Here is a 21,622-nt window from a genome sequence, read left to right on the forward strand (position 1 = left end):
CGGCCAGGTCACGGAGGTTCGTTGCGCAAGTGCCGGTGCGGGCGCGCCTCACCAGCCGACGGTGGTGAGGCTGATGGGGGTGAGCTGGCGGACCTGCGGTTCGATCCACTGTGCCGCGGTGACCAGCTTGACCAGCCGGTCGATGGTCTCCGGCGGCCCGGCCACGAAGCTGCGCCGGTCCGCCGGGCAGCCGTAGCGGTCGTCGAAGCAGCCGCCGTCGAGGGCGCGGACCGCCATGCCGGCCTCGGCGGCGAGCAGCATCCCGGCCGGCAGGTCGACCGCCTCGGGGCGGTAGCCGACGATGCCGTCGATGTCGCCGCGGGCCAGCATCACCCAGGACAGCAGCGGCGCCCACAGTTGCAGCACCCTTCGCGCGGTCGTGTCGAGCACCACCTTCAGCGCCCGGGCGGTGCTGTCGTCGCGGGCCACCCCGTGCCCCTGGGTCCAGGCCAGCACCGGCGCGGTGGGCACCGGCCGGCGGGGCGCGTGCAGCGGGCGGCCGGACGGCCCGGACCCGTGCACGAAGGCACCCCGCCCCCGGACGGCGGACCAGGTGCGCCCGGCCACCGGGTCGTGCACAACGCCGAGCACCGGGGAGCCGCGGTCGCAGAGGGCGATCCCGACCACGTACGCGGGCAGCCCGATCGCCACGTTGTTGGTGCCGTCGAGTGGGTCGACGAGCCAAGCCCAGGCGGTGTCGGCGGCGTACTCGCCGCCCTCCTCGGCGATCACCCCGTGCTCGGGCCAACGGGCGCGGATCCGGTCGACGATGAGCCGTTCGGCGGCCAGGTCCAGGTCGGTGACCAGGTCACCGGAGTCGTTCTTGGCCCGGGCGTGCACCTCCCCGCGGGTGCCCCGCCGCAGCAGCCGCCCGGCCGCCTGGGCCGCCTCCACCGCGAACCGGTGCGCGTCGTGCAGGTCGGGCCCGTCTCTGTTCGGGTCCACGTCCATGGCTCCTCCAGCCAGTCAGCCCCGTGCCACCAGTTGCGCGATCTCGTGCGCCATCCGTGCCGTCTCCGCCGCGTCGCAGCGGTCCCGGCGAATCCGGTGGCTGCGCCCGTCCACCGCGCCGAGGCTCAGGTCGCACACGCCGGGAGTGGTCCGGCCGAGCGCCACGGTCACCGCCGGGGCGCCGGCGTCGACCTCCGAGGTGTGGAAGCCGCCGGCGCGCAGCGCGTACGAGTCGCCGGCGGAGTGGGTCTCCACGGTGGCGGTCACCGCGGTGACCAGCCGGTCGGTGGCCGCCATCTCGTCCACATCGCCCCGGCTGTGCACCTCGTAGATCCGCCAGGACGGGTCGGCGGACGCGTCGGTCACCTCGATCAGCTCGTTGCGGACCGTGCCGTGCAGCACGTGGCTGAGCAGGTCCCAGCTGTGCGAGTGCATGGTCGAGGTGGTCGGCCGCACCGGCGGCGGGTCGGCCGGCCAGGCGTGCACGCAGATCCCGTCGGGACCGGTGCGTTCCACCGGCAGGCAGGTGAAGCCGAGCGGGTGCCGGACGGCCAGCAGTGGCCGCCGCCCTTCGGCGACGTCGTCGAGGACGTCGAGCACCCAGCCGCGCAACAGCTCCGGCCGGGCGCCCCGGTCGATCTCCCGTTCGAGGTCGGCGTAGGTCATCATGAGTACGGGTTCCTCGCCTGGATGGCCCGGCTCACGATGTCGGCGACCTCCCGGTCGCCGAAGGACCGGGGTAGCGGCAGCCCGAGCGCGGCGAACAGCTTGCGGACCTGTTCGACGGAGGGCTCGTCGTCCAGCTTCACCGCCGCGGCCGCCTCGATGGGCACCCGCCGGCTCTGTTTGCGGCTGTAGTCCAGCTCGATGTTGAACCGGTTGTAGTAGAGCTCCCTGCGGTCGATGCGCAGGGCCGGGGTCTGCGGGTTCTCCTGCGTGATGATGACGCAGGACGAGGACAGGTCGTAGCGGAAGGTGGTCATCTGCGCGGAGAGCCGGACCTCGACGGTGAGCAGCCCGGAGCGTTGCAGGTGCCAGCAGGCGGCCAGCACGGTCGCGTACGACTCCTTGCGGGTGCGGTCGACGGTCCACCGCTCCCCCGGCGCGTCCGGGTCGAGGCTGCGCCGGAACCGCGCGTAGCGCTCGCAGACGTCCTCGTCGGTCGGGTCGATGATCTCGATGGCGAAGCTCAGGGTGGCGTTGCGCCGGCGGGCGTGCTCCAGGCACTGCGGCAGGGTGACCGCCCGGGTGAAGGTGCCCGTGCCGCCCTTGAACGCCCACGAGTCGGTGTGCTGGCGGGCCTCGGCGAGGGCCCGGCCGACCTCGCTGCCGTGCAGCACCCGCACCATGGAGACGCTGTCGATCGCGTCGCGGGCCCGGTTGAGTGCTCCGTCCGGGCCGGTGATCTCGTGCAGCTGCGGGACCAGCTCGGTGAGCCGGTCACGGGTGGCCCGCATGACCTCGCGCACCTCGTGCTGGGCGGTCTCGCGGCGCAGCCGGTCGCGCAGCACGGCCTGGGCGAGCACGGCGAGGACCAGCAGGATGGCGCTGTTGACCACGTCCTGGCTGACCGTGTTGGTCAGGCCGAGGACGGCCACGGTAACGGCCAGGACGAGGCCGATGAACGCGTCGAGATTGTTGACGACCCAGGTGAACAGGCGCGCCATGACATCCCCCGGTCGACGACGGAACCCTCATGATAGCCCTTTGTCAATCTCGCCATCACGCGCTGTTCGGGCGCACCGCGCCCCTCGGTGACGGTGTCTCCGCGGTCCGGCGGGCGGCGCAGATCAGCGACCCGCCGAGCCCCGGCGCGACGCGGGCCAGCAGCCGGGAGGCGACCCAGCGTCCACCCGGGAGCCGCCAACCGACCTCGTTGGACCGGATGGCCACCGGCGCGAAGCCGGCCCGCCACAGCACCCGCCGCAGCAGCGAGGCGGTGAACGGCCGGATGTGCAGCCAGAGGTAGGGATGCAAGGGGTCCACCTGGCGGGGCGCGCGGCCGGCGAGGAACGCCAGCCGGTCCTGCGCGGGCGCCAGGTTCGGGGTGGTCAGCACGAGCAGGCCGCCCGGCGCGAGCACGCGGTGGCACTCGCGCAGCAGCGCGAGCGGGTCGTAGACGTGTTCGATCAGCTCGCCGGTGAGCAGGCCGGCGAAGCTGCCGGCGCGGAACGGCAGGCCGCGGGTGGCGTCCAGGCAGACCGGCAGGGCCGCGCCACCGGCGGCCCGCCGGGCGGCGCCCAGCGCGGTCTCGGCCATGTCGGCCACCACGAGCGGGCCGGGCAGCGCCGCCGGGTCCAGCATGCTGCGCGGGCCGCAGCCCAGTTCCAGCACCGGCCGTCCCGCGGGCACGCCGTCGACCATGAGCCGGGCCGCGACGGCGCGGCGGATCCGGTGGTACGGGTCGTCGACGTACCCGTTGACCTGTGCGCCGTCGTGGTAGCTGCGCCGGTTGGCGCGGCGGCCGTGCGCCTGCGCGCTGCGCGACGAGGTCCTGGTCGGCGGCTCGGCCATCGCACCCTCCACTGCGGTCGTCGCCCCCGTCGGCGGCGCCCGCCTCCAGCCTCGCACCACGCCCGGCCGGGGGCACGGAAATCCACCCCGGGTACGCCGACGCGGCGGCCGGGATGCCGGCCGCCGCGTCGCAGGTCAGGTGGGGTCAGATGGCGCGGGCCCAGTCCAGTCGGCTGCTGTCGTCGTACTCGTCGCCGGGGATCCACCACGGCTCGCCGAAGCCGCTGGTCGAGACGATGATGTTGCCGCCGTCCGGGGCCTCGTTGGTCGGCGGGACCGACAGCGCGGCGCAGTAGCGCCCGTCGGGCGAGAACACCGGGGACAGGTAGTAGCGGGGCTCGTCGGTGAGTCGCTTGAGGCCGGTGCCGTCGAGGCGCACCGAGCCGAGCGCCGCACCGCCGGGCACCTCGGTGTCCCGCGTCCAGCGGTTGGTGCAGAACACCACCCGCTCGGAGTTCGGCATGAACACCGGCCCGTGGAACAGCTCGCCGGCCGCCTCCGGGGTGTAGATCGGCCGCACCTTCCCGGTGGCCAGTTCCAGCGTGCGCAGCTGCGGCCCCTCGGAACGGCTGACCCAGCGCATGACGATCATGGAGCCGTCCCGGGACCAGTTCGGGTACGACATGGCGTGGCCCTGGACGAGCACCCGCTTGGCGCCGGTGGCCACGTCGACCGCGACGAGCGTGTCGTACGCGGACCCCATGACCAGTGCGATCTCCCGGCCGTCCGGAGACCAGGTCGGAGCCCCGTAGCGGTTGGTGCCGGGCGGATCGGTGAGCAGCTTCCGGATCTCGCCGGTGACCCGGTCGAACAGCGACACGTAGGGCAGGAGCCTACCGTCGCCCGACCAGGCGTTGTTGACCCAGGCCACGTACCGGCCGTCGGGCGACGTGGTGGCCTGGTCGCCGTCGGTCAGCAGCTGCTGCGGCGTGGTCCGGCCCGGGTTGACCTGGAGCACGCCCCAGCCGACGCTGACCAGCCACGGCCCGTTGACCACCTCGGTGGTCTCCGCGGCGGCGGCCGGCGCCGCGGCGGTCAACCCGCCGGCCAGCCCGGTCGCCGTGGCCGCCCCGGCCAGCGCGGCGGCACGCAGCAGGGCACGCCGGTTCAGCTCAGTCATGAAACACCCCCGTGATAGACGTCGCTCTACCCTCCTGAAGGGAGGATCGCCGGGGCATCGGACGAGCGGGCGGTCCACCGTCGGCCACTCGGTCAGCTCGTCGGGTGACCGGCCCGGCGCCCGGTACCCTCGCCCCGGTGACCTCCGACGCGCTGCGCCGCGCCCTCACCGATCCCGGCGACCCGCCGCTGCCGCCCCTGCCCGGGGTGGCCGTCGAGCTGCTCGACGCCCTGCAGGCCCCGCCCCGGCTCGCCGCGCACCTGCGGCTCGTGCACGACGTCGCCCGGCAGCTCACCGCCGCGTTCGCCGAGCGCTTCCCGCTGGTGCCCTTCGACCGGCAGGCGGTGCTGTTCGGTGCGGCGATCCACGACCTCGGCAAGGTCGAGCACCCCGAGGAGCTGTCCGGGCCCGGCTCGGCGCACGAGGAGGCCGGCTACCAGCTGCTGCTGCGCTTCGGCGTGCCCGAGGAGCGGGCCCGCTTCGCCGTCACCCACGCGGCCTGGCACGCGCCGGGGGTGCAGCTGGAGGACCTGCTGGTCAGCCTCGCCGACAAGGTGTGGAAGGGCAAGCGCGTCACCGACCTGGAGGAGCTGGTGGTCGACCGGCTGGCCGACATCACCGGGCAGCCGCGCTGGCAGGCCTTCCTCGACCTCGACGACGTGCTCGCCGCGCTGGCCGCGGACGCGGACCGCCGGCTCGCCTTCCAGGCCGAGCATCCGGTGCACGGCTGACCCGCCCGGCTGTTACCCGGCGGTTACGCGGCTGCGAAGGCACTGTGGCACGGCGGGCCGACCGTCTGGGCAGGGACGCCGCACGGGGTCCCGGCACACGCCAGGGAGGCCACCATGAGACTGAGGAGAACACTGCTGGCGCTGGTCGTCGTGCTCGGCGGGCTGGTCGCCGGCACGAGCGGCGCGACCGCGGCGGCGCCGTACTGCGGGATCACCTGGGGCAGCACGGCCAGGACGGCCGGCAGCCTCAGCAGCGATCCGCTGATCGAGGTCCGCACCGGACGGCACGACTGCTACGACCGGGTGGTCTTCGAGTTCGCCGGACCGGCCAACGGCTACTCCGTCGCCTACGGCGAGACGTACACCGAGGGGCAGGGGCAGCCGCTGAGCCCGTACACCGCGGGCGGCGCGCTGCTGTCGGTCTCGCTGCGGGCGCCCGCCTTCGACGACGGGAACGTCGGCACCCTGCCCTACCGTGCCGGTGAGCACGCCGCGACCGTGCTGGGCTACCGCACGCTGCGGGACGTCGTGTTCGGCGGCAGCTTCGAGGGGTACACCACCTTCGCGGTGGGCGTCCGCGCCCGGCTGCCGTTCCGGGTCTTCGTGCTCAGCGGCCCCGGCACGCACAGCCGCATCGTGATCGACGTGGCCCACCAGTGGCAGGCGTGACCTTTCCCCAGGTGAGAGGGGCCGACCGGCCCCTCATCACCGTCCGTTGCGCCCACGCCTGCCCGCGTCGCGACGGACTACCCTGAGTGGTCATGGAGGGCCGCGTGCTGGTCGTCGAGGACGACACCTCCATCCGGGAGGTGGCGGCCCTCGGCCTGCGCCGGGCCGGGTTCCGGGTGGCCACCGCCGCCGACGGCGCGACCGCCCTCGCCGCGTGGCGAGCCGGCCCGGTCGACCTCATCGTGCTCGACGTGATGCTGCCCAGACTGGACGGATTCGAGGTGTGCCGGGAGATCCGGCGCACCAGTCAGGTGCCGATCCTCATGCTCACCGCCCGCACCGACACCATCGACGTGGTGGTCGGCCTGGAGTGCGGGGCCGACGACTACCTCCGCAAGCCGTTCGACCTGCCGGAGCTGGTCGCCCGGGTCCGCGCCGTGCTCCGCCGGACCGTCGCGCCGGCCCCCGACACCACCGTGACCGCCGGGCCGCTGGAGATCGACCCGGCCCGCTTCGTGGCCCGCCGGGACGGCCGCGAGCTGACCCTCACGGCCACCGAGTTCCGGCTGCTGCTGGAGCTGGCCCGGCGGCCCGGCCAGGTGTTCACCCGCGAGCTGCTGCTCGACCGGGTGTGGGGACACAGCTACCTCGGCGACTCCCGGCTGGTCGACGTCGCCGTGCAGCGCCTGCGTGCCAAGGTCGAGGACGATCCCGGGGCGCCGACCCTGATCCGGACGGTCCGCGGGGCCGGTTACAAGCTCTCGACGGGGTGAGCGCGCCATGGTGGCCGGCAGGGTGGTGCCCGGGCGGTTGCGGCGCCGGCTCGTCATCGCGTTCGTCCTCGTCGCCGGCATGTCCGCCGGGGCGCTGGCCGCGGGCTCCTACCTCATGCTGCGGCAGGCCCGGTTCGACGGCTCGCTGCAACGCGCCGCCGCCGACGCCCGCTATCAGCTCGTGGTCGCCGCGCAGTTCCTGCCGCTGACCGACACCCGGCGGGCCGACCTGCTGGCCAGCTTCGAGGAGTCCGGCCGGCACGTGGTGCTGGTCGCCGGCGAGACCCAGGCCTCCAATCCCCGGTACGCCCCCACCCCCGACCCCGACCTACGGGCCACCGTCGCGACCGGGCAGCTCGGCTTCCAGCGCGCCACCGGCCGCCCCCACCTGCTGGTCGTCGGTGGCCGGATCCCCGGCTCCACGGCCGAGCTGTACGTGGTGACCGTCGAGGACGACCTCGTCGACGCCCTCGACCAGCTCCGCACCGCCTCGATCGTCGGTTGGGCCGCGGTGGTGCTGCTCGCCGCCGGCGTGGGCAACGCCCTCGCCCGGCGCACCCTGGAACCCGTGGGCCGGGCCAGCCGGGCCGCGCGGGCCGTCGCCGAGGGGCTGCTGCACACCCGGCTGCCGGTACGCGGCCGGGACGAGTTCAGCGCCTGGGCCACCTCCTTCAACGAGATGGCCGAGGCGCTGGAGACCAAGATCGAGGCGCTGAACCGGGCGCAGGCGCGGGAGCGGCGGTTCACCGCCGACGTGGCGCACGAGCTGCGTACCCCGGTCACCGCGCTGGTGGCGGCGGCCTCGCTGCTCGCCGACCAGCTCGACGCCCTCCCCGCCGACGCGCGCCGCGCCGCCGAACTGCTCGTGGCCGACGTGGTCCGGCTGCGCCGGCTGGTCGAGGAACTGATGGAGATCTCCCGCCTGGAGGCCGGGCGCGAGGTGCTGACCACCCGGCCGGTGGACGTCGGCGCGCTGCTGCGCCGGGTCGTCGCGGGCCACCCCGACGCCCGGGCCCGCGTGGACGGCGATGCGCCGCCCGTGGTGACCGACCCGCGCCGGCTCGAACGGATCCTGGGCAACCTGGTGGCCAACGGGATCGAACACGGCGGCGGCGACCTGCGCGCCGAGATCCGGCAGACCGCCGCCGGCCTGATGGTCGAGGTCGCCGACCGCGGGCCGGGCATCTCCGCCGAGCACCTGGCCCACATCTTCGACCGGTTCTACAAGGCGGACCCGGCGCGCACCGGGCCTGGCAGCGGGCTGGGCCTGGCCATCGCCCGGGAGAACGCCCGGCTGCTCGGCGGCCGGCTCGACGTGACCAGCGAGGTCGGCCAGGGCACCCGTTTCCGCCTCACCCTCCCCCTCGACACCGGGAACCCGCCATGCGACGCCTGATCACACCCCTCGCCGCGCTGCTGCTGCTCATCGCCGGCTGCGCCCCGCCGCGCACCGGCACGCTCGGGCCCGCCCCGGCCGGCCCGTCGCCCGCCGCCGCCGCCGCACCGACCGGCACGCCCGCCCCGAGCCCGCCGGCGACGCGTGCCCCCACCACACCCGCAACGACGGGTACGCCGACCGCCGCCGCACCCACCGGGCCGGACGGGACGCTGACCGTGCAGCTCTGGTTCGCCCGGGACGGAAAACTCGTGCCCACCCGTCGTACGCTGCCGGCCACCGTGGCCACGTCGAGGCTGGCGCTCACCGAACTGGCCGCCGGCCCGTCCCCGGCCGAGAGCGCCACCGGCCTGACCACCCTGGTCCCGCCCGGCACGCAGGTGACCCGCATCGCCGGCGGGGTCGCGACGCTGGTCCCGCCGGCCGGGTTCGACGCCGGCGGGGCGGCGACCGCCCGGCTGCGCCGCGCCCAGGTGGTCTGGACGCTCACCCAGTTCCCCACCGTCCGTCGGGTCGCCTTCGCCCCGGCCGACACGGCGACCGGGCGGGACGACTACGCCGACCTGCTGCCCCCGATCGTGGTCACCGACCCGGCGATCGGCGACCGCGTGAGCAGCCCGGTCACCGTCGCCGGAACCGCGGACGTGTACGAGGCAACCGTGAGCGTCCGCGTGCTGGACGCGGCGGGCCGGGAGATCGGCACCGCGTTCACCACGGCCTCCTGCGGCTCCGGCTGCCGCGGCGCCTACCGGCTGGACGTCCGCTACCGGCACGCGGCGGCCGGACGCGGCACGGTTGAGGTCTACGAGGTGTCGGCCCGCGACGGCTCCCGGATCAACGTGGTCCGCATCCCGGTCGACCTGGCCGCCGCCCGGTGACGCGACCCCCACAGCGGACGGCGGTGTGGAGACCGAACGGGGATTCGAACCCCGGTGCGCGGAGTTGCAGTCCGCTCCCTGGCCGCTCGGGCATTCGGTCGGGTCGGTGCGTGCCCCCGGCTGGATTCGAACCAGCGACCTTCGGATCCGGAATCCGACGCGCTCTCCGCTGCGCCACGGGGGCCTGAGCTGTCGCGCGGAACCGATTGACTTTCGATAGGTTCCGCGCGATAGTCGATGCATGTTCACAGCCCAGCGAGCGGTGACCCCGCTGCGACTCTTCCTCGTGCTGCTGTTCGGGATCCTGGTCCTGTTCCAGACCATGGCGCTGCCCGGGCAGTTCGCGCACATGGCCCGGGAGAACCCCGACCTGGCGTACCTGCGCTGGCCGGCGACCGCGGTGACGGTGTTCTGGGTGCTCTGCGTGCAGGCGGTGATCGTGTGCACCTGGCAGCTGCTCACCCTCGTGAAGAAGGACCAGATCTTCAGCGAGGCGTCGCTGGCCTGGGTCGACGCGATCGTGTGGGCCATCGCCGCCGCGTGGGCGGTGCTGGTGGGCGTGTTCCTCTACGTCGGTTTCCACGCCGACGACCCGGGACTTCCGCTGCTGCTGTTCCTGCTGGTGACCGGGGTGACCGCGCTGGGGCTCCTCATGGTGGTGATGCGCGCGCTGCTGCGGCAGGCCACCACGCTCCGCACCGACATGGAAGCGGTGATCTGATGCCCATCGTCGTCCGCATCGACGTCGAGCTGGCCAAGCGCAAGATGAGCGTCGGTGAGTTCGCCGAGCGGGTCGGGCTCACCCCGGCCAACGTCGCGGTGCTGAAGAACGGCCGGGCCAAGGCCGTCCGCTTCAGCACGCTGGAGGCCATGTGCCGGGTGCTGAACTGCCAGCCCGGCGACCTCCTCGAATGGGTCGACGAACCGGGAGAGGACCGATGAGATACGTGCTCGGCCTCGTGGCCGTCCTCGCCGTCGCACTGGGCGCCGCCGGCCTCGTCTACGGGGAGGCCGACGACTCGCCCGGCCTCCAGCTCCTGGCCGGCCTGCTGGTCATCGGCGCGGTCGCGATCGGCGTGCGGATCGCCCGACGCAGCCGGTAGCCGTCGCTGCGAGCTGAGGATTCGAACCTCAATTCTCCGATCCAGAGTCGGATGTGCTGCCTGGTTGCACCAGCTCGCATGGGATCCGCGGCTCCGCGGACCGTGCCCCGACCAGGATTCGAACCTGGGCTCTCCGGTTTCGTAGACCGGCGCGCTCTCCGCTGCGCCACCGGGGCGGACGATCGGCGCCCCTCCCCCTCCCGGGGCGCCGATCGGTTCAACCCTTCACGCAGACGACCTGCTTGAGGTGGGCGACCACCTCGACCAGGTCCTCCTGCTGGGCCATCACCTGCGTGATGTCCTTGTACGCGCCGGGGATCTCGTCGACCACCCCGGCGTCCTTGCGGCACTCGACGCCCGCCGTCTGCGCGGCCAGGTCGGCCGTGCTGTACGTGCGCTTCGCCTGCCCCCGCGACATCCGCCGCCCGGCGCCGTGCGACGCCGAGCAGTACGCGTCGAGGTTGCCCTTGCCGCGCACGATGTACGACCCGGTGCCCATCGACCCCGGGATGATGCCCAGGTCGCCGCGACCGGCCCGGATCGCACCCTTGCGGGTCACCAGCACCTCGACCCCGTCGTAGCTCTCCTCCGCCACGTAGTTGTGGTGGCAGGAGATCGCCTCGTCGTAGCCGACCTGGGGGAACTCGTCCCGGACCACGCCGCAGAGCAGGGCCAGCATGACGGCCCGGTTGCGGCGCGCGTACTCCTGCGCCCACCAGAGGTCCCGGCGGTAGGCGTCCATCTCCGGAGTGCCGGCCAGGAACACGGCGAGGTCCCGGTCGGGCAGGTCGACGTTGTGCGGCAGCCGGCGGGCCACCGCCATGTGCCGCTCGGCCAACTCCTTGCCGATGTTGCGGGAGCCGGAGTGCAGCATCAGCCAGACCCGGCCGTCGTCCGGGCCGCCGTGCTCCAGGCAGACCTCGATGAAGTGGTTCCCGCCGCCGAGGGTGCCCAGCTGGCGCTGGGCCCGGGTCTCCAGCTGCGCCACCTTCCGGTCGAGGGTGCCGAAGCGCCGCCAGAACTCGTCCCAGCCACCCTGCTCCAGCCCGCGTACCCGGCGCGGGTCGACCGCGTCGGCGCGCATGGCGAAGCCGACCGGGATGGCCGCCTCGATGGCGCTGCGCAGCGGGCCGAGGTCGTCGGGCAGGTCGGCCGCGGTGAGCGAGGTACGGACCGCGGACATGCCGCAGCCGATGTCCACGCCGACGGCGGCCGGCGAGACGGCCTGCCGCATGGCGATCACCGAGCCCACCGTGGCTCCCCTGCCGAAGTGCACGTCCGGCATGACGGCGACGCCGTGCACCCAGGGCAGCGTGCCGATGTTGCGCAGCTGCCGGGCCGCCTGCGCCTCGATCGTGTACGGGTCGGTCCAGACCCGGACCGGCGCCCGGGTACCGGCCAGCGGGGTGAAACCCATCGTCGTCTCCTCGGTTCAGGGGTGTGTTCGAGCGGCTGGCCGGATTCGAACCGGCGATCTCCACCATGGCAAGGTGACGCGCTGCCTGACTGCGCTACAACCGCGTGGTGGTCCCGGAGTCCCGGGACCAGGCGTAGGCCGTACGGGACTCGAACCCGTAGCCTCCCGGGTGAGAACCGGGTGAGCTGCCAATTGCTCCAACGGCCCGTGCGGGACGGCGGGTGCCGTCCGCGTGAGGTCCGGGACCGCGGAATCGAACCGCGTGTCTCTCGCGCCCAAGGCGAGCGGGTCAGCCAGCTCCCTCGTCCCGGTCGCCCGGCCGGCGCGAGCGCCGGCCGGGATCGTGCTCATGCCGTCCACTGTGGAGTTGAGAAGATGCGGCGTCGCCGGCCGGAGGCCGGGACGAGGTGACGCAGGGGCGGCAGGATTCGAACCTGCAACCGTCGGGTTTGGAATCCGGTGCTCTTCCGTTGAGCTACGCCCCTCGGACCCGGTGACGAGAAAGCCGCCCGGTCCCCCGTGTCGGGGCGGGCGGCTGCGCGTGTGCGTCGCGCCGGCGCTTAGTCGCGCCACCACCCCGGTTGCCACTGCTGCCGTCGGCAGCGGCCCAGGCCCGATTCGGGCAGCAGGGCACCGCCGCGCGGCGCGGGCCGCTCGGCCTGGGTGCGGTTCTGCTGCGACACGGTGTGCTCCCTGGGTGGTGGAACCGGTTGATGTTGGCCCGTTCACGGTACGGGCCGGCCGGGAAGGGCCGCAACGGATATTTCCCGGCCGGTCAGCGCGCCGACCGGCCGGTGACCCGGCGGGCCACGGCCAGCAGGTACTCCCGGCGGTGCAGTGGATCGTGGTCCCAGCGCGGCCGGCTGGGAGCCGGTCCGCGTACCGGCCGGTAGTGGTCGAACTCGGCCTCCAGGGTGCCCTCGCCGCGGGTGAGCCCCGGCAGCCGCTGGTCCAGCGCGTGCACCCGCCCGGCGGGTACCTCCCCCTCGACCAGGTAGGAGGCGCCGCGCAGGGTGCTGGTGCGGGGCGCCGCGCCGAGCCCGGCGAGCGCGGGCAGGACCGTGCCGACCAGGTCGGCGGGAAGGTCGAGCCGGAACCGGTGCACGGGCTCGTGCACCCGGGTCCCGGCGCGGGTGAGGGCGGTCATCAGCACCAGCGGGGTGAGGTTCCGGAAGTCACCGGCCGTGCTGGACATGCTCTTGTCGAACACGCCGTGGGCGTGGCTCTGCCGGGCCCAGTAGCCGCCGTGGGTGAGGGTGACCACGCAGTCGATGACGGCCCAACCGTGCAGACCCTGCCGCAGCGTCTCCCGGACCGTCTCCTCGATCGCCTTGAGGAAGGCCGGCGGCATCGAGCCGAGTTCGATGCCGAGCCGGAACTCGACGCCGCCGCCGACCGGCCCGGGCTCGATCCGCAGGCCGACGGTGCCGAGGAACGGGTTGGGGTCCCGGCCGATCCACTCGACGGCCGCGCCGGCACCGACGACCCGCTCCACGCAGACGGTGGTGGTCTCCCGGAAGGTGACGGGGACGCCGTAGTCGTCGGCGAGCGTGGCCTCGATGACCTCCTTCTGCACCTCGCCGTAGAGGGACACGGCGATCTCCTGGCGCCGGTCGTCCTGGCGCAGGTTGATGAGCGGGTCCTGCTCGGCGAGCTGGGTCAGGGCGGCGTGCAGGGCCGGGCGGTCGGCCGGGCGTACCGGCTCGACGACGGTCTCCAGCGTGGGCGGGGCGAAGTGGCGCCGGGCGGCCGGGCGCTCGGGCGGGACGCCGAGCACGTCGCCGACGCGGACGCCGCCCAGACCGTGCAGCCGGACGATCCGGCCGGCCCCGGCCGCGTCGCCGGGCGTCGCGTCGCCGCCGTCGAACACGCCGAGGGCGGTGACCCGGGCCTCCCGGCCGTCGCCGTGGCGGATCCGGTCGCGGACCCGCACCGTGCCGGCGAAGATCCGCGCGTACGCCACCTTCTCCCCGGCCGGGCCGCGCTCGACCTTGAAGACGGCGCCGGAGAGCGGGGCGTGGTCGTCCCCGGCCGTGGCGGGGAGCAGCCCGGTGACCGCGTCGATCAGGTCGGCGACCCCGGCACCGGTGATGGCGGAGCCGGCGAGGACCGGGTGCACCCGGGCGCGGGCGGTCTGCGCGGCGAGCGCCGTCTGCAACGCGGCCGGGGTGACGGCCCGCTCGTCGGCCACGTACGCGGCCAGCAACGCGTCGTCGTGCGCCGTGAGCAGGTCGAGCAGCCGGGCGTGGCGGCCGGGGTCGCCCGGCGGGTGCGGGATCCACTCCGCGTCCGGCGTGCCGGCGGCGTCGACCCGGCCGAGGGCGACCACGTCGGGGGTGAGCCGGTCGGCGAGCTGGCGCAGCACCCGGTCCGGGTCGGCGCCGGCCCGGTCCACCTTGTTGACGAAGAACAGGGTGGGGATGCCGAGGCGGCGCAGGGTGCGGGCCAGCACCCGGGTCTGGGCCTGGACGCCCTCGACGGCGGAGACCACGAGCACGGCGCCGTCGAGCACGCCGAGCACGCGTTCCACCTCGGCGATGAAGTCGGGGTGGCCGGGCGTGTCGATGAGGTTGACGGTGGTCCCGGCCACGGAGAAGGAGACCACGGCGGAGCGGATGGTGATGCCCCGCTGCCGCTCCAGCGCCAGTGTGTCGGTGCGGGTGTTGCCGGCGTCGACGCTGCCGGGCTCGTCGATGACCCCGGCGCTGTGCAGCAGCCGTTCGGTCAGGCTCGTCTTACCGGCGTCGACATGGGCGAGGATGCCGAGATTGAGGGTTTTCACGCAGCGTCATGTCCTTGAGGTCGGCGGTGGTTCGCTTCTGCGGGGACATGCACGCGGCTCGCATCTCGAGCTCCTCCTTCCCATGTGCGTCGTGGTCGATTGCAGCAACCGGCGCGGGGCGCCGGCAACCGATTAACTGCGGTGCGCTACTGGGCGTGCGCCACCGGGTGGCGCTTCATCTCCTCCATGAAGGGGTAGCGCGTGGTCAGCTCGGCGAGCGTGCACCCGGCCCGCCAGGCGGCGGCCACCTGGGCGACCTGGAGCAGGTCGGTGGCGTCACCCCGGGCCTGGACCTCGCCGTCGATCCGCAGGTCGATCATGAAGTAGCGGGCCTGGGCGCCGAGGCTGACGCAGACCACACCCCGGTCGGAGGTCGCCTCCGCGCAGGTGAACCGGCTGCGGCCCTGCTCGGGAGCGGTGACCCGGCCGATGTCGAGCTGGTGCCGGGCCGCCGTCTGCACGAGGGCGGGGGCCAGGCCGCCCGGCTCGACCAGATCCGGGTAGAGACGCACACCCAGTGCCGTCGACACGTCGCTCATGACTGACTCCCACTTCCTTGTGACAGAGACCAGCAGCACGCAGGTTACGGGTGTGTTTCCGGCGCGCATGGTCATCCTGTCCCCCCTGGACGCCCCACGGCAATAGGAACGGTCGATTCGACCACCATCGGGCCCCCGTCCGGGGCCGGGTACGCTCCCGCTCCATGGCCAGGATCCGGTGCGACTTCTTCTCCACGGCGCTCGGCATGGGCACGTCCATGACCGTGCTGCTGCCCGACCACGCGGCCGGTATCGGCATGGCCGGCGCGCCCACCGCCGGGGATCCGCCGGTGCTCTACCTCCTGCACGGCCTGACCGACGACGACACCGTGTGGACCCGGCGCACCTCGATCGAGCGGTACGTCGCGCCGCTGGGGCTGGCCGTGGTCATGCCGCAGGTGCAGCGCAGCTTCTACTGCGACGAGGCGCACGGCAACCGGTACTGGACCTTCCTCAGCGAGGAACTGCCCGAGGTGTGCCGGTCGTTCTTCCGGCTCTCCGACCGGCGCGCGGACACCTTCGTGGCCGGCCTGTCCATGGGTGGTTACGGGGCGATGAAGTGGGCGCTGCGCCACCCGGACCGGTTCGCGGCGGCGGCCAGCCTCTCCGGCGCCCTGAACGTCGCCCGGCGACGCCACCATCCGACGAGCCCCATGGACCCGGCCGTCTGGCACACCGTCTGGGGCGACCGCGACGTGGCCGGTCCGGACGACGACACCGTGGCACTGCTGGAACGGGCCGGCGACGACCTGCCCGCGCTCTACGTCGCCTGCGGCACCGAGGACTTCCTCTACGAGGACAACACCCGCTTCGTGGCGACGGCGCGCGGCCGGGGCGTACCGGTCACCGTGGACTTCTCCCCCGGCGACCACGACTGGGCGTACTGGGACGCGCGGATCCAGGACGTGCTGGGCTGGCTGCCGCTGCGCCGCGACGGCTGACGAGAGCTCCCTCTTCGCAGGCCGGGCGACCTGCTCCGCGGTGCTTGGCAGTGCTCCCGGGGGAGCCTAGTCTCGGCGGATCGATCCGCCTCCGAAGGGATCACGATGCACCCCCACATCCGACGTACCGCGCTGGTCGCCTCGGCGGTCACCGCGGCGCTCGTGGCCGGCGGCACCACCGTCCAGGCCGCCGGCGACACCTACGACCACACCGCGACCGCCACCGTCTTCGCGCCGAACCCCGTCCAGCAGCTCGGGGACCAGTCGCTGACCGACCAGAAGGACGCGGACTACCCGGCGCTCGCCGGGGCGTACCGGCCGGTGCTGCTGACCAACCTGGACGGCTCCGGCACCCTCAGCGGGAAGTACGTGGTGGTCAAGAGCAAGACCGGCACCCCGGCCCGTGCCGTGGACGGCGCGTACCCGGCCGTGCACCGCGACGCCGACCAGTTCGAGCAGGTGATGGGCTACCACTGGGTGAACACCGCCCAGGCGTACCTCCAGTCGCTCGGCTTCGGCAGCACGCTTCGGCCGGTCAACCAGCGGCAGATCGAGCTGCGCATCGACCAGTACGGCGGCGACAACTCGTTCTTCCGCGAGGACAAGGCCAACATCACCCTCGGCAAGGGCGGCGTCGACGACGGCGAGGACGCCGAGGTGATCGTCCACGAGTACGGCCACTCGGTGCAGGACGGCCAGGTGCCCGGCTTCGGCACCACGCTGGAGTCCGGCGCGATCGGCGAGGCGTTCGGCGACTACCTGGCGGTGGCCGTGACCAGCTGGGCCACCGGCGTGCCGACGAGGACCCCGGAGGCCTGCGTGGCCGACTGGGACTCGGTCTCCTACACCCGCACCGCCCCGCACTGCCTGCGCCGCCTCGACGGCACCAAGGTCTACCCGGCCGACCTGGTGGGCGAGGTGCACGCCGACGGCGAGATCTGGTCCCGCGCGCTGTGGGACATCCGCACCGCGCTCGGTGACCGCCGGGCCACGACGCTGATCGTGGAGGCGCAGTTCGCCTTCACCACGGACGTCACGTTCCGGGACGCGGCACTGGCCACCGTGGCCGCCGCGCAGCGTCTCTACGGCGCCCAGGCCGCGACCGCGACCCGGGCCGCCTTCGTCGCGCGCGGCATCCTCTGACCGCCGCGGTGGGCGCCGCTCCCCGCCGGGGCGGCGCTCACCGCAGCGACGACCGGGCCACCGGGAAGTCGAAGTAGGTGTCCGGGTACGGCTCGTCGACGTACCGGTAGTGCCACCACTCGCGCGGGTAGTTCTCGAAGCCCTGCGCGGTCATGAGCCGCTTCAGCAGGTCCCGGTTGGCCCGGGCCACCCCGGTGATCCGCGGGTCGGCGGTGTGCGCGCGGGGGTCGAAGCAGTCGAAGCCGGTGCCCATGTCGACGGAGTTGTCCGGGAAGCGCCGTCCGGCCGGAGCGGTGCAGGCGGTCAGCGGCTGACCCGGCACGTACGCCGGCTGGTCGGGGGTGGGCACCGGGACCAGCGTGAGGTCGAGGGTGCTCCCCCGGCTGTGCGCGGTCGGCGCGCCGATGTAGCCGTCGGCGAAGAGCCGGCTCTTCGGCTCGTCCGGATAGAACTCACCCTTCATCTGCTGCTCGCCGGGGAGCTTCGCCCAGGCGACGAACTCGTCCACCGCCCGCTGCGGGCGGTAGCAGTCGTACACCTTGAGGCTGTGGCCCTGCGCCAGGGCGGCGGCCTGCACCCGGTGCAGCGCCTCGGCGGCCCGGCGGGTGAGCAGGCAGAGCGGCTCGGGATAGCCGCTGACCGGCCGGCCGACGAAGTTGTGCGCGGAGGCGTACCGGATGTCGGTGCGGATGCCCGGGTCGACGGCGGCCAGGTCGACGACGTCGGCCGGGGCGCGGGGGCCGCTCGGGCTCGCCGACGGCGCGGGGGGTGGGGTGGGTGACGGGGCCGGGCGCGGGGCGGGCCGCTGACAGCCCGCGGCGAGCGCCGTGGCCAGCGCGGCCAGGGCCGCGGCCACCCGTGTCCCGGTCCCCACCCTGCCGTGTCTACCAGCACCGCCCGTGCCCCGGGCCGGCATCGGCGGTTCGTCAACCGGCGCCCGTACGGCAAGATGGCCGCTGGGGCGGGCCCGCCGTCCCGGGCGGCCGGCACCTCCGGCCGGCGGAGGAGACACGGGTGAACGCGGACGACGAGCCGAGGGTGACCATCACCGCGATCGCACGGGAGGCCGGTGTCTCCGTGCCCACCGTGTCCCGGGTGCTCAACGGGCGCTCGGACGTGGCGCCGGACACCCGGGAACGGGTCGAGGAACTGCTGCGCCACCACGGCTACCAGCGCCGGGGCAGCCGCACGGTGCGCCGGGCGCAGCTGGTCGACCTGGTCTTCAACGACCTGGACAGCCCGTGGGCCGTGGAGATCATCCGCGGCGTGGAGGACGTCGGCCACGCGGCCGGGGTGGGTACCGTCGTCTCGGCCATCCACAGCGAGTCGACCTCGACCCGCACGTGGTTGCAGAACCTGCGGACCCGCGCCTCGGACGGGGTCATCGTGGTGACCTCCCACCTGGCCCCGCCGGTGCACGCCCAGCTGCGCCGGCTCAACGTGCCGATGGTGGTGGTCGACCCCGCCACCGGGGTGCCGGGCACGGACGTGCCGGCGATCGGAGCGACCAACTGGGCCGGCGGCCTGGCCGCCACCGAACACCTGCTGGGGCTGGGCCACCGCCGCATCGGCTTCGTGGCCGGGCCAACCCACCTGTTGTGCAGCCGCGCCCGGCTGGACGGCTACCGGGCCGCGCTGGAGGCGGCCGGCGTGCCGCCGGAGGACCGGCTCGTGCAGCCCGGCGACTTCTACCACGCCTCCGGCTTCACCGCCGGCACCAGGCTGCTCGACCTCGACGACCCGCCCACCGCGATCTTCGCGGCCAGCGACCAGATGGCGTTCGGGGTCTACGAGGCGGTCCGCCGGCGCGGGCTGCGGGTCGCCGACGAGGTGAGCGTCGTCGGCTTCGACGACCTGCCGGAGGCCCGGTGGGCCTCCCCGCCGCTGACCACGGTGCGCCAGCCGCTGGTGGAGATGGGCCGGCTCGCCGCCCGCACGGTGCTCCGGCTGGCCCAGGGCGAGGAGATCGAGTCGCCGCGGGTGGAGCTTGCCACGGAGCTGGTGGTGCGGGACAGCACCGCGCGCCCGGCCGGCCGGTAGGCCGAGCCCTCTCAGTCGTCCTCCGGAACCTCCGCGCCGGCACGGGTCGCACCGGGCGGCAGCCCCAGCCAGATCGTCTCGATGCGACACCGCCCGCCCGCGGCCAGCCCCACGGCCGAGCCTGCCGGCTCGATGGCCAGGATTCGCGGCGCGCGAACGGCGGTGCGGGGTAGGCTCCCCGGCCCGGCGCGGTCGTCACCCGGAGTTGACCACCCGCGCGCCGGCCCCGACCGGTTCGCCGGGGTGTCCGGCCGCTGCGGGCGTGGGGGCGGGCGGTGGCTGGTCGCCGTTCCGTCCGGGCCGCCGCCGGCGTCGCCACCACCGGGCACCGGCGAGGACCAGCGCGAGCGCCGCCGCCACGGCCAGAGCCAGCGTCGCCCGGTCCAGCGCCGGCCGCAGCGGGGCCGCCGAGACGCGGACCGGGACGGTGGCGCTCTCCCCGGCCGGCACCAGCCAGGGGTGGGTGGCGGTGACCGGGGGCAGGCCGTCGCGGAGCACCGTGACCCCCACCCGCCAGGTGCCCGGGGTACGGATGTCGTCCACCGCCACCACCCAGCCGTCGGCCGTGCGGGTCACCGGATGCACGGCCCGCTCCCCGTTCGGCCCGGTGAGCAGGAGCGACATCCCGGTCACCGGCCCGGGCGCCGGCCGCCGGGTGTCCCCGACGGTGATGCTCACGATGTTGCGGCCGGGGCGGTTGGGGCGGACCGAAACGGTGTCGACGAGGTCGGCCATCTGGCCACCCACCTGCGGTTCGGCCCGGGCCGCGCCGGCCACCGGGAAGGCGGGCCCCCGAGCGGGCCCGGCGGCGGCCAGCGCCCCGGCCAGGCCTAGGACGACCGCGAGCGCCCCGGCCTCGGCGAGCAGGCCCCGGCGGGGCAGGTCGGCACGGCGCAGCCGCCGGGCGGTCCGCAACCCCAGCAGACCGGCGAACCCGGCCACCCCGGCCTTGGCCACCAGCAGCAGCCCGTACGGGGTGCCGAGCAGCGCGTCCACGGTGGCCACCTGGGGGCCGGTGAGCAGCAGTCCGGTCAGCACGAGCAGGGTGACGCAGCCGACCGCGAGGGCGGCGAACGCCCGCAGCAGGGCACGGAGCTGGGCGGCCCGGTCCGCCGCGCGGCGGGCCAGGGGGAGCAGGGCGAGCACGGCGACCAGCACCGCGCCGGCCCAGCCGGCGGCCGCGAGGACGTGCCCGCCGCCGACCAGCGCGGTGCGGACCGGGCTGCCCGCCGGGTGGCCGAGCAGCGCGGTGCCGGCCGCCGCGGCGAGCGCCCCGGCCAGCCCGACGACGACACCCACGGGAGCGATCCGCGCGTCGGGCGCCGTACGGAGCCGGTGGGCGGCGCCGAGCACGACCGCGAGCAGGGCCGCGATGCCGGCCTCGCGGAGCAGCCAGCGGCCACCGGTGAGCTGGTCGGACAGCAGCCGCCACCCGCCGGCCGCTCCGGCGAGCTGGATGGCCAGTTGCAGCGGCGCGGCGAGCAGCGCCACCGCTCCCCCGTACCCGGACACCACGAGCATCCGCCGCCGGAGCGCGGGGTCCAACGCCGGCCCCGGCGGCCGGCGGCGGCCGGCGAGGAGGGTGAGGGCGGCGCCGCCGAGCAGGACGGCGAGCCCGAGCAGGCCGGCGGCGCGGGCGGCGGTCTCCCGGGGGCCGGGGCCGACGGGACCGGCGGCGCCGGCGGCGGTGACCTGCCGGCCGACGCCGAAGACCAGTGTCCCGCTCGTGGTGTGCAGGTCGTCGCTGGACAGCGTGCGCCAGGAGACGTGGTACGTGTTCGGCGGGAGGGCGGGGAGGCCGGCGACCAGGCTGACCGGTTCCTCGGTGTCGGCGTCCGCGGCGGCGGGCTCCCCGTCCTCGCCGCGCAGCGCCAGCCCGGTCACCGCCCAGTGCCGGCCGTCGCCGTCGACCAGGGCCACCCGGGCGGCGGACAGTTCGACGTGCTCGGTGAAGGCCAGGGTCAGCGTCTCGGGCGCGCGGTCGAGCACCGCGCCGTCGGCGGGCGCGCTGCTCGCCAGGTACGCGTGGGCCTGCGCCGGAGCGGGCCCGGCCAGCACGGTCAGGCCCGCCACGGCGAGGGCGGCGAGGAGACGGCCGAACCGGCGGCGCACGGCGTTCACCGCACCGGCACGTGGGCCAGCCGGCGCTGCCCCGACGTGATCTCGATCTTGTCGCCACGTTTGATCGCGCTGCCGTTGTTCAGATAGAGCAGGTAGTAGCTCTGCCCCGGGCGCAGCTCGTGGCCCTGCTTCATCAGCGCCGCCCGCCAGGCCAGCTTGCCGGAGCGCTCGTTGCGCAGTCGTGGCGGATGCTTCGTGTCGTTCTGGAAGGCCGACGCCTTCTGGGTGTCCAGCACCACGTACCGCAGCTCCACGAGGCCGCCGTCGCCGACGACGGCGGCCTGGGTGAAGCGGATGCCGAGGGTGGCCTCCAGCTGCCCGTCGTGCGGGACGGCGTAGCCCTGGCGGGCGTCGGCGTACCCGCCGAAGCGGACGACGGACACCGCGACCAGCGCCAGCACGAGCAGCGCGAGGACCAGCCGGCCGGGGCGGGGGCGCGGGATGCGGAACGGGATCGCGACCATGGTCAGGACTCCTCGGGGAGGATGGGGGCCGGGCGGGCGC

Annotated in this window: 23 protein-coding genes and 8 tRNA genes; 11 read left to right on the forward strand and 20 right to left on the reverse strand. The window is 74.6% G+C overall.

What is annotated here, in order from left to right; all coding sequences use genetic code 11:
- Positions 1-48: 48 nt before the first annotated feature.
- From ABZW14_RS09575 to ABZW14_RS09595, 5 genes are all read right to left on the reverse strand, one after another.
- Positions 49-951, reverse strand: a complete 903-nt coding sequence (locus tag ABZW14_RS09575; RefSeq protein WP_355342547.1) for an inositol monophosphatase family protein — start codon at positions 949-951, stop codon at positions 49-51.
- Between the two features lie 15 nt (positions 952-966).
- Positions 967-1,620 carry a hypothetical protein gene (locus ABZW14_RS09580; protein ID WP_355342556.1) on the reverse strand — a complete coding sequence of 218 codons (654 nt, stop codon included), beginning with the start codon at positions 1,618-1,620 and terminating at the stop codon, positions 967-969.
- Positions 1,617-2,618 (reverse strand): hypothetical protein, encoded by a 1,002-nt coding sequence (locus tag ABZW14_RS09585; RefSeq protein ID WP_355342559.1) that lies wholly within the window; start codon positions 2,616-2,618, stop codon positions 1,617-1,619. Before ABZW14_RS09585 ends, ABZW14_RS09580 begins: the two co-directional genes overlap by 4 nt.
- A 55-nt stretch (positions 2,619-2,673) precedes the next feature.
- Positions 2,674-3,465, reverse strand: coding sequence for a class I SAM-dependent methyltransferase (locus tag ABZW14_RS09590; protein WP_355342562.1), 792 nt, complete (start codon positions 3,463-3,465; stop codon positions 2,674-2,676).
- Positions 3,466-3,610: 145 nt separating this feature from the next.
- The gene (locus ABZW14_RS09595) at positions 3,611-4,585 is read right to left on the reverse strand and encodes a hypothetical protein (RefSeq protein ID WP_355342565.1); all 975 of its coding nucleotides are present in this window, start codon (positions 4,583-4,585) and stop codon (positions 3,611-3,613) included.
- Positions 4,586-4,722: 137 nt separating this feature from the next.
- On the opposite strand from ABZW14_RS09595, the gene ABZW14_RS09600 reads away from it, so the two are divergent.
- The 5 genes from ABZW14_RS09600 (at position 4,723) to ABZW14_RS09620 (ending at position 9,032) form a co-directional block, all read left to right on the forward strand.
- On the forward strand, positions 4,723-5,316 hold the full coding sequence (locus tag ABZW14_RS09600; RefSeq protein ID WP_355342568.1) for an HD domain-containing protein: 594 nt from the start codon (positions 4,723-4,725) through the stop codon (positions 5,314-5,316).
- A gap of 114 nt (positions 5,317-5,430) precedes the next feature.
- Positions 5,431-5,985 (forward strand): hypothetical protein, encoded by a 555-nt coding sequence (locus tag ABZW14_RS09605; RefSeq protein WP_355342571.1) that lies wholly within the window; start codon positions 5,431-5,433, stop codon positions 5,983-5,985.
- Between the two features lie 92 nt (positions 5,986-6,077).
- Positions 6,078-6,758, forward strand: a complete 681-nt coding sequence (locus tag ABZW14_RS09610) for a response regulator transcription factor (RefSeq protein ID WP_355342574.1) — start codon at positions 6,078-6,080, stop codon at positions 6,756-6,758.
- A gap of 7 nt (positions 6,759-6,765) precedes the next feature.
- The gene (locus ABZW14_RS09615; RefSeq protein ID WP_355342577.1) at positions 6,766-8,154 is read left to right on the forward strand and encodes a HAMP domain-containing sensor histidine kinase; all 1,389 of its coding nucleotides are present in this window, start codon (positions 6,766-6,768) and stop codon (positions 8,152-8,154) included.
- Positions 8,142-9,032 carry a Gmad2 immunoglobulin-like domain-containing protein gene (locus tag ABZW14_RS09620; RefSeq protein ID WP_355342580.1) on the forward strand — a complete coding sequence of 297 codons (891 nt, stop codon included), beginning with the start codon at positions 8,142-8,144 and terminating at the stop codon, positions 9,030-9,032. Before ABZW14_RS09615 ends, ABZW14_RS09620 begins: the two co-directional genes overlap by 13 nt.
- Before the next feature lie 26 nt (positions 9,033-9,058).
- Here ABZW14_RS09620 and ABZW14_RS09625 read toward each other — a convergent pair.
- Positions 9,059-9,132 (reverse strand) — tRNA-Cys (locus tag ABZW14_RS09625).
- 11 nt (positions 9,133-9,143) lie between these two features.
- Positions 9,144-9,216, reverse strand: a tRNA-Arg gene (locus ABZW14_RS09630).
- A gap of 57 nt (positions 9,217-9,273) precedes the next feature.
- On the opposite strand from ABZW14_RS09630, the gene ABZW14_RS09635 reads away from it, so the two are divergent.
- The 3 genes from ABZW14_RS09635 to ABZW14_RS09645 are packed head-to-tail and all read left to right on the forward strand — an operon-like array spanning position 9,274 to position 10,135.
- Positions 9,274-9,753 carry a DUF2975 domain-containing protein gene (locus tag ABZW14_RS09635; protein ID WP_355342583.1) on the forward strand — a complete coding sequence of 160 codons (480 nt, stop codon included), beginning with the start codon at positions 9,274-9,276 and terminating at the stop codon, positions 9,751-9,753.
- The gene (locus ABZW14_RS09640) at positions 9,753-9,974 is read left to right on the forward strand and encodes a helix-turn-helix transcriptional regulator (protein ID WP_355342586.1); all 222 of its coding nucleotides are present in this window, start codon (positions 9,753-9,755) and stop codon (positions 9,972-9,974) included. The genes ABZW14_RS09635 and ABZW14_RS09640 overlap by 1 nt, the downstream gene beginning before the upstream one ends.
- Positions 9,971-10,135: a hypothetical protein gene (locus ABZW14_RS09645; RefSeq protein ID WP_355342589.1), complete on the forward strand. Its 165-nt coding sequence runs from the start codon at positions 9,971-9,973 to the stop codon at positions 10,133-10,135. Before ABZW14_RS09640 ends, ABZW14_RS09645 begins: the two co-directional genes overlap by 4 nt.
- A gap of 6 nt (positions 10,136-10,141) precedes the next feature.
- On the opposite strand, the gene ABZW14_RS09650 is transcribed toward ABZW14_RS09645, so the two are convergent.
- The 10 genes from ABZW14_RS09650 to ABZW14_RS09695 all read right to left on the reverse strand — a co-directional run bounded on the left by ABZW14_RS09650 (position 10,142) and on the right by ABZW14_RS09695 (position 14,873).
- Positions 10,142-10,214 (reverse strand) — tRNA-Gln (locus ABZW14_RS09650).
- Positions 10,215-10,238: 24 nt separating this feature from the next.
- A tRNA-Arg gene (locus tag ABZW14_RS09655) sits at positions 10,239-10,311 on the reverse strand.
- Positions 10,312-10,352: 41 nt separating this feature from the next.
- Entirely contained in the window at positions 10,353-11,552 is a 1,200-nt protein-coding gene (locus ABZW14_RS09660) for an RtcB family protein (RefSeq protein ID WP_355342591.1), read from the reverse strand.
- Positions 11,553-11,582: 30 nt separating this feature from the next.
- Positions 11,583-11,656: transfer RNA gene (locus tag ABZW14_RS09665), tRNA-Gly, on the reverse strand.
- Between the two features lie 30 nt (positions 11,657-11,686).
- Positions 11,687-11,759: transfer RNA gene (locus ABZW14_RS09670), tRNA-Glu, on the reverse strand.
- A 31-nt stretch (positions 11,760-11,790) separates the two neighbouring features.
- A tRNA-Pro gene (locus tag ABZW14_RS09675) sits at positions 11,791-11,863 on the reverse strand.
- Between the two features lie 102 nt (positions 11,864-11,965).
- Positions 11,966-12,037, reverse strand: a tRNA-Trp gene (locus tag ABZW14_RS09680).
- Between the two features lie 75 nt (positions 12,038-12,112).
- On the reverse strand, positions 12,113-12,235 hold the full coding sequence (locus ABZW14_RS09685; RefSeq protein ID WP_355342594.1) for a hypothetical protein: 123 nt from the start codon (positions 12,233-12,235) through the stop codon (positions 12,113-12,115).
- A gap of 92 nt (positions 12,236-12,327) precedes the next feature.
- Positions 12,328-14,334, reverse strand: a complete 2,007-nt coding sequence (locus ABZW14_RS09690) for a translation factor GTPase family protein (protein WP_355342597.1) — start codon at positions 14,332-14,334, stop codon at positions 12,328-12,330.
- 146 nt (positions 14,335-14,480) lie between these two features.
- Positions 14,481-14,873: a hypothetical protein gene (locus ABZW14_RS09695; RefSeq protein ID WP_355342600.1), complete on the reverse strand. Its 393-nt coding sequence runs from the start codon at positions 14,871-14,873 to the stop codon at positions 14,481-14,483.
- Between the two features lie 164 nt (positions 14,874-15,037).
- Here ABZW14_RS09695 and ABZW14_RS09700 point away from each other — a divergent pair, with 164 nt between their 5' ends.
- Both ABZW14_RS09700 and ABZW14_RS09705 read left to right on the forward strand, forming a co-directional pair.
- Positions 15,038-15,814: an alpha/beta hydrolase family protein gene (locus ABZW14_RS09700; protein WP_355342604.1), complete on the forward strand. Its 777-nt coding sequence runs from the start codon at positions 15,038-15,040 to the stop codon at positions 15,812-15,814.
- Between the two features lie 105 nt (positions 15,815-15,919).
- Complete coding sequence (locus tag ABZW14_RS09705) at positions 15,920-16,957, forward strand: M36 family metallopeptidase (RefSeq protein ID WP_355342607.1); 1,038 nt, start codon at positions 15,920-15,922, stop codon at positions 16,955-16,957.
- Positions 16,958-16,994: 37 nt separating this feature from the next.
- On the opposite strand, the gene ABZW14_RS09710 is transcribed toward ABZW14_RS09705, so the two are convergent.
- Positions 16,995-17,831: a M15 family metallopeptidase gene (locus ABZW14_RS09710; protein ID WP_355342610.1), complete on the reverse strand. Its 837-nt coding sequence runs from the start codon at positions 17,829-17,831 to the stop codon at positions 16,995-16,997.
- Positions 17,832-17,971: 140 nt separating this feature from the next.
- On the opposite strand from ABZW14_RS09710, the gene ABZW14_RS09715 reads away from it, so the two are divergent.
- On the forward strand, positions 17,972-18,997 hold the full coding sequence (locus ABZW14_RS09715; protein ID WP_355342613.1) for a LacI family DNA-binding transcriptional regulator: 1,026 nt from the start codon (positions 17,972-17,974) through the stop codon (positions 18,995-18,997).
- A gap of 195 nt (positions 18,998-19,192) precedes the next feature.
- Here the strand turns inward: ABZW14_RS09715 and ABZW14_RS09720 are convergent, their stop codons facing one another.
- Positions 19,193-21,118 (reverse strand): copper resistance CopC family protein, encoded by a 1,926-nt coding sequence (locus ABZW14_RS09720; RefSeq protein WP_355342616.1) that lies wholly within the window; start codon positions 21,116-21,118, stop codon positions 19,193-19,195.
- On the reverse strand, positions 21,115-21,582 hold the full coding sequence (locus tag ABZW14_RS09725) for a hypothetical protein (protein WP_355342619.1): 468 nt from the start codon (positions 21,580-21,582) through the stop codon (positions 21,115-21,117). The genes ABZW14_RS09720 and ABZW14_RS09725 overlap by 4 nt, the downstream gene beginning before the upstream one ends.
- Positions 21,583-21,622 lie beyond the last annotated feature (40 nt).

The organism is Micromonospora sp. NPDC004551, assembly GCF_040609975.1.
Lineage (GTDB): Bacteria > Actinomycetota > Actinomycetes > Mycobacteriales > Micromonosporaceae > Micromonospora.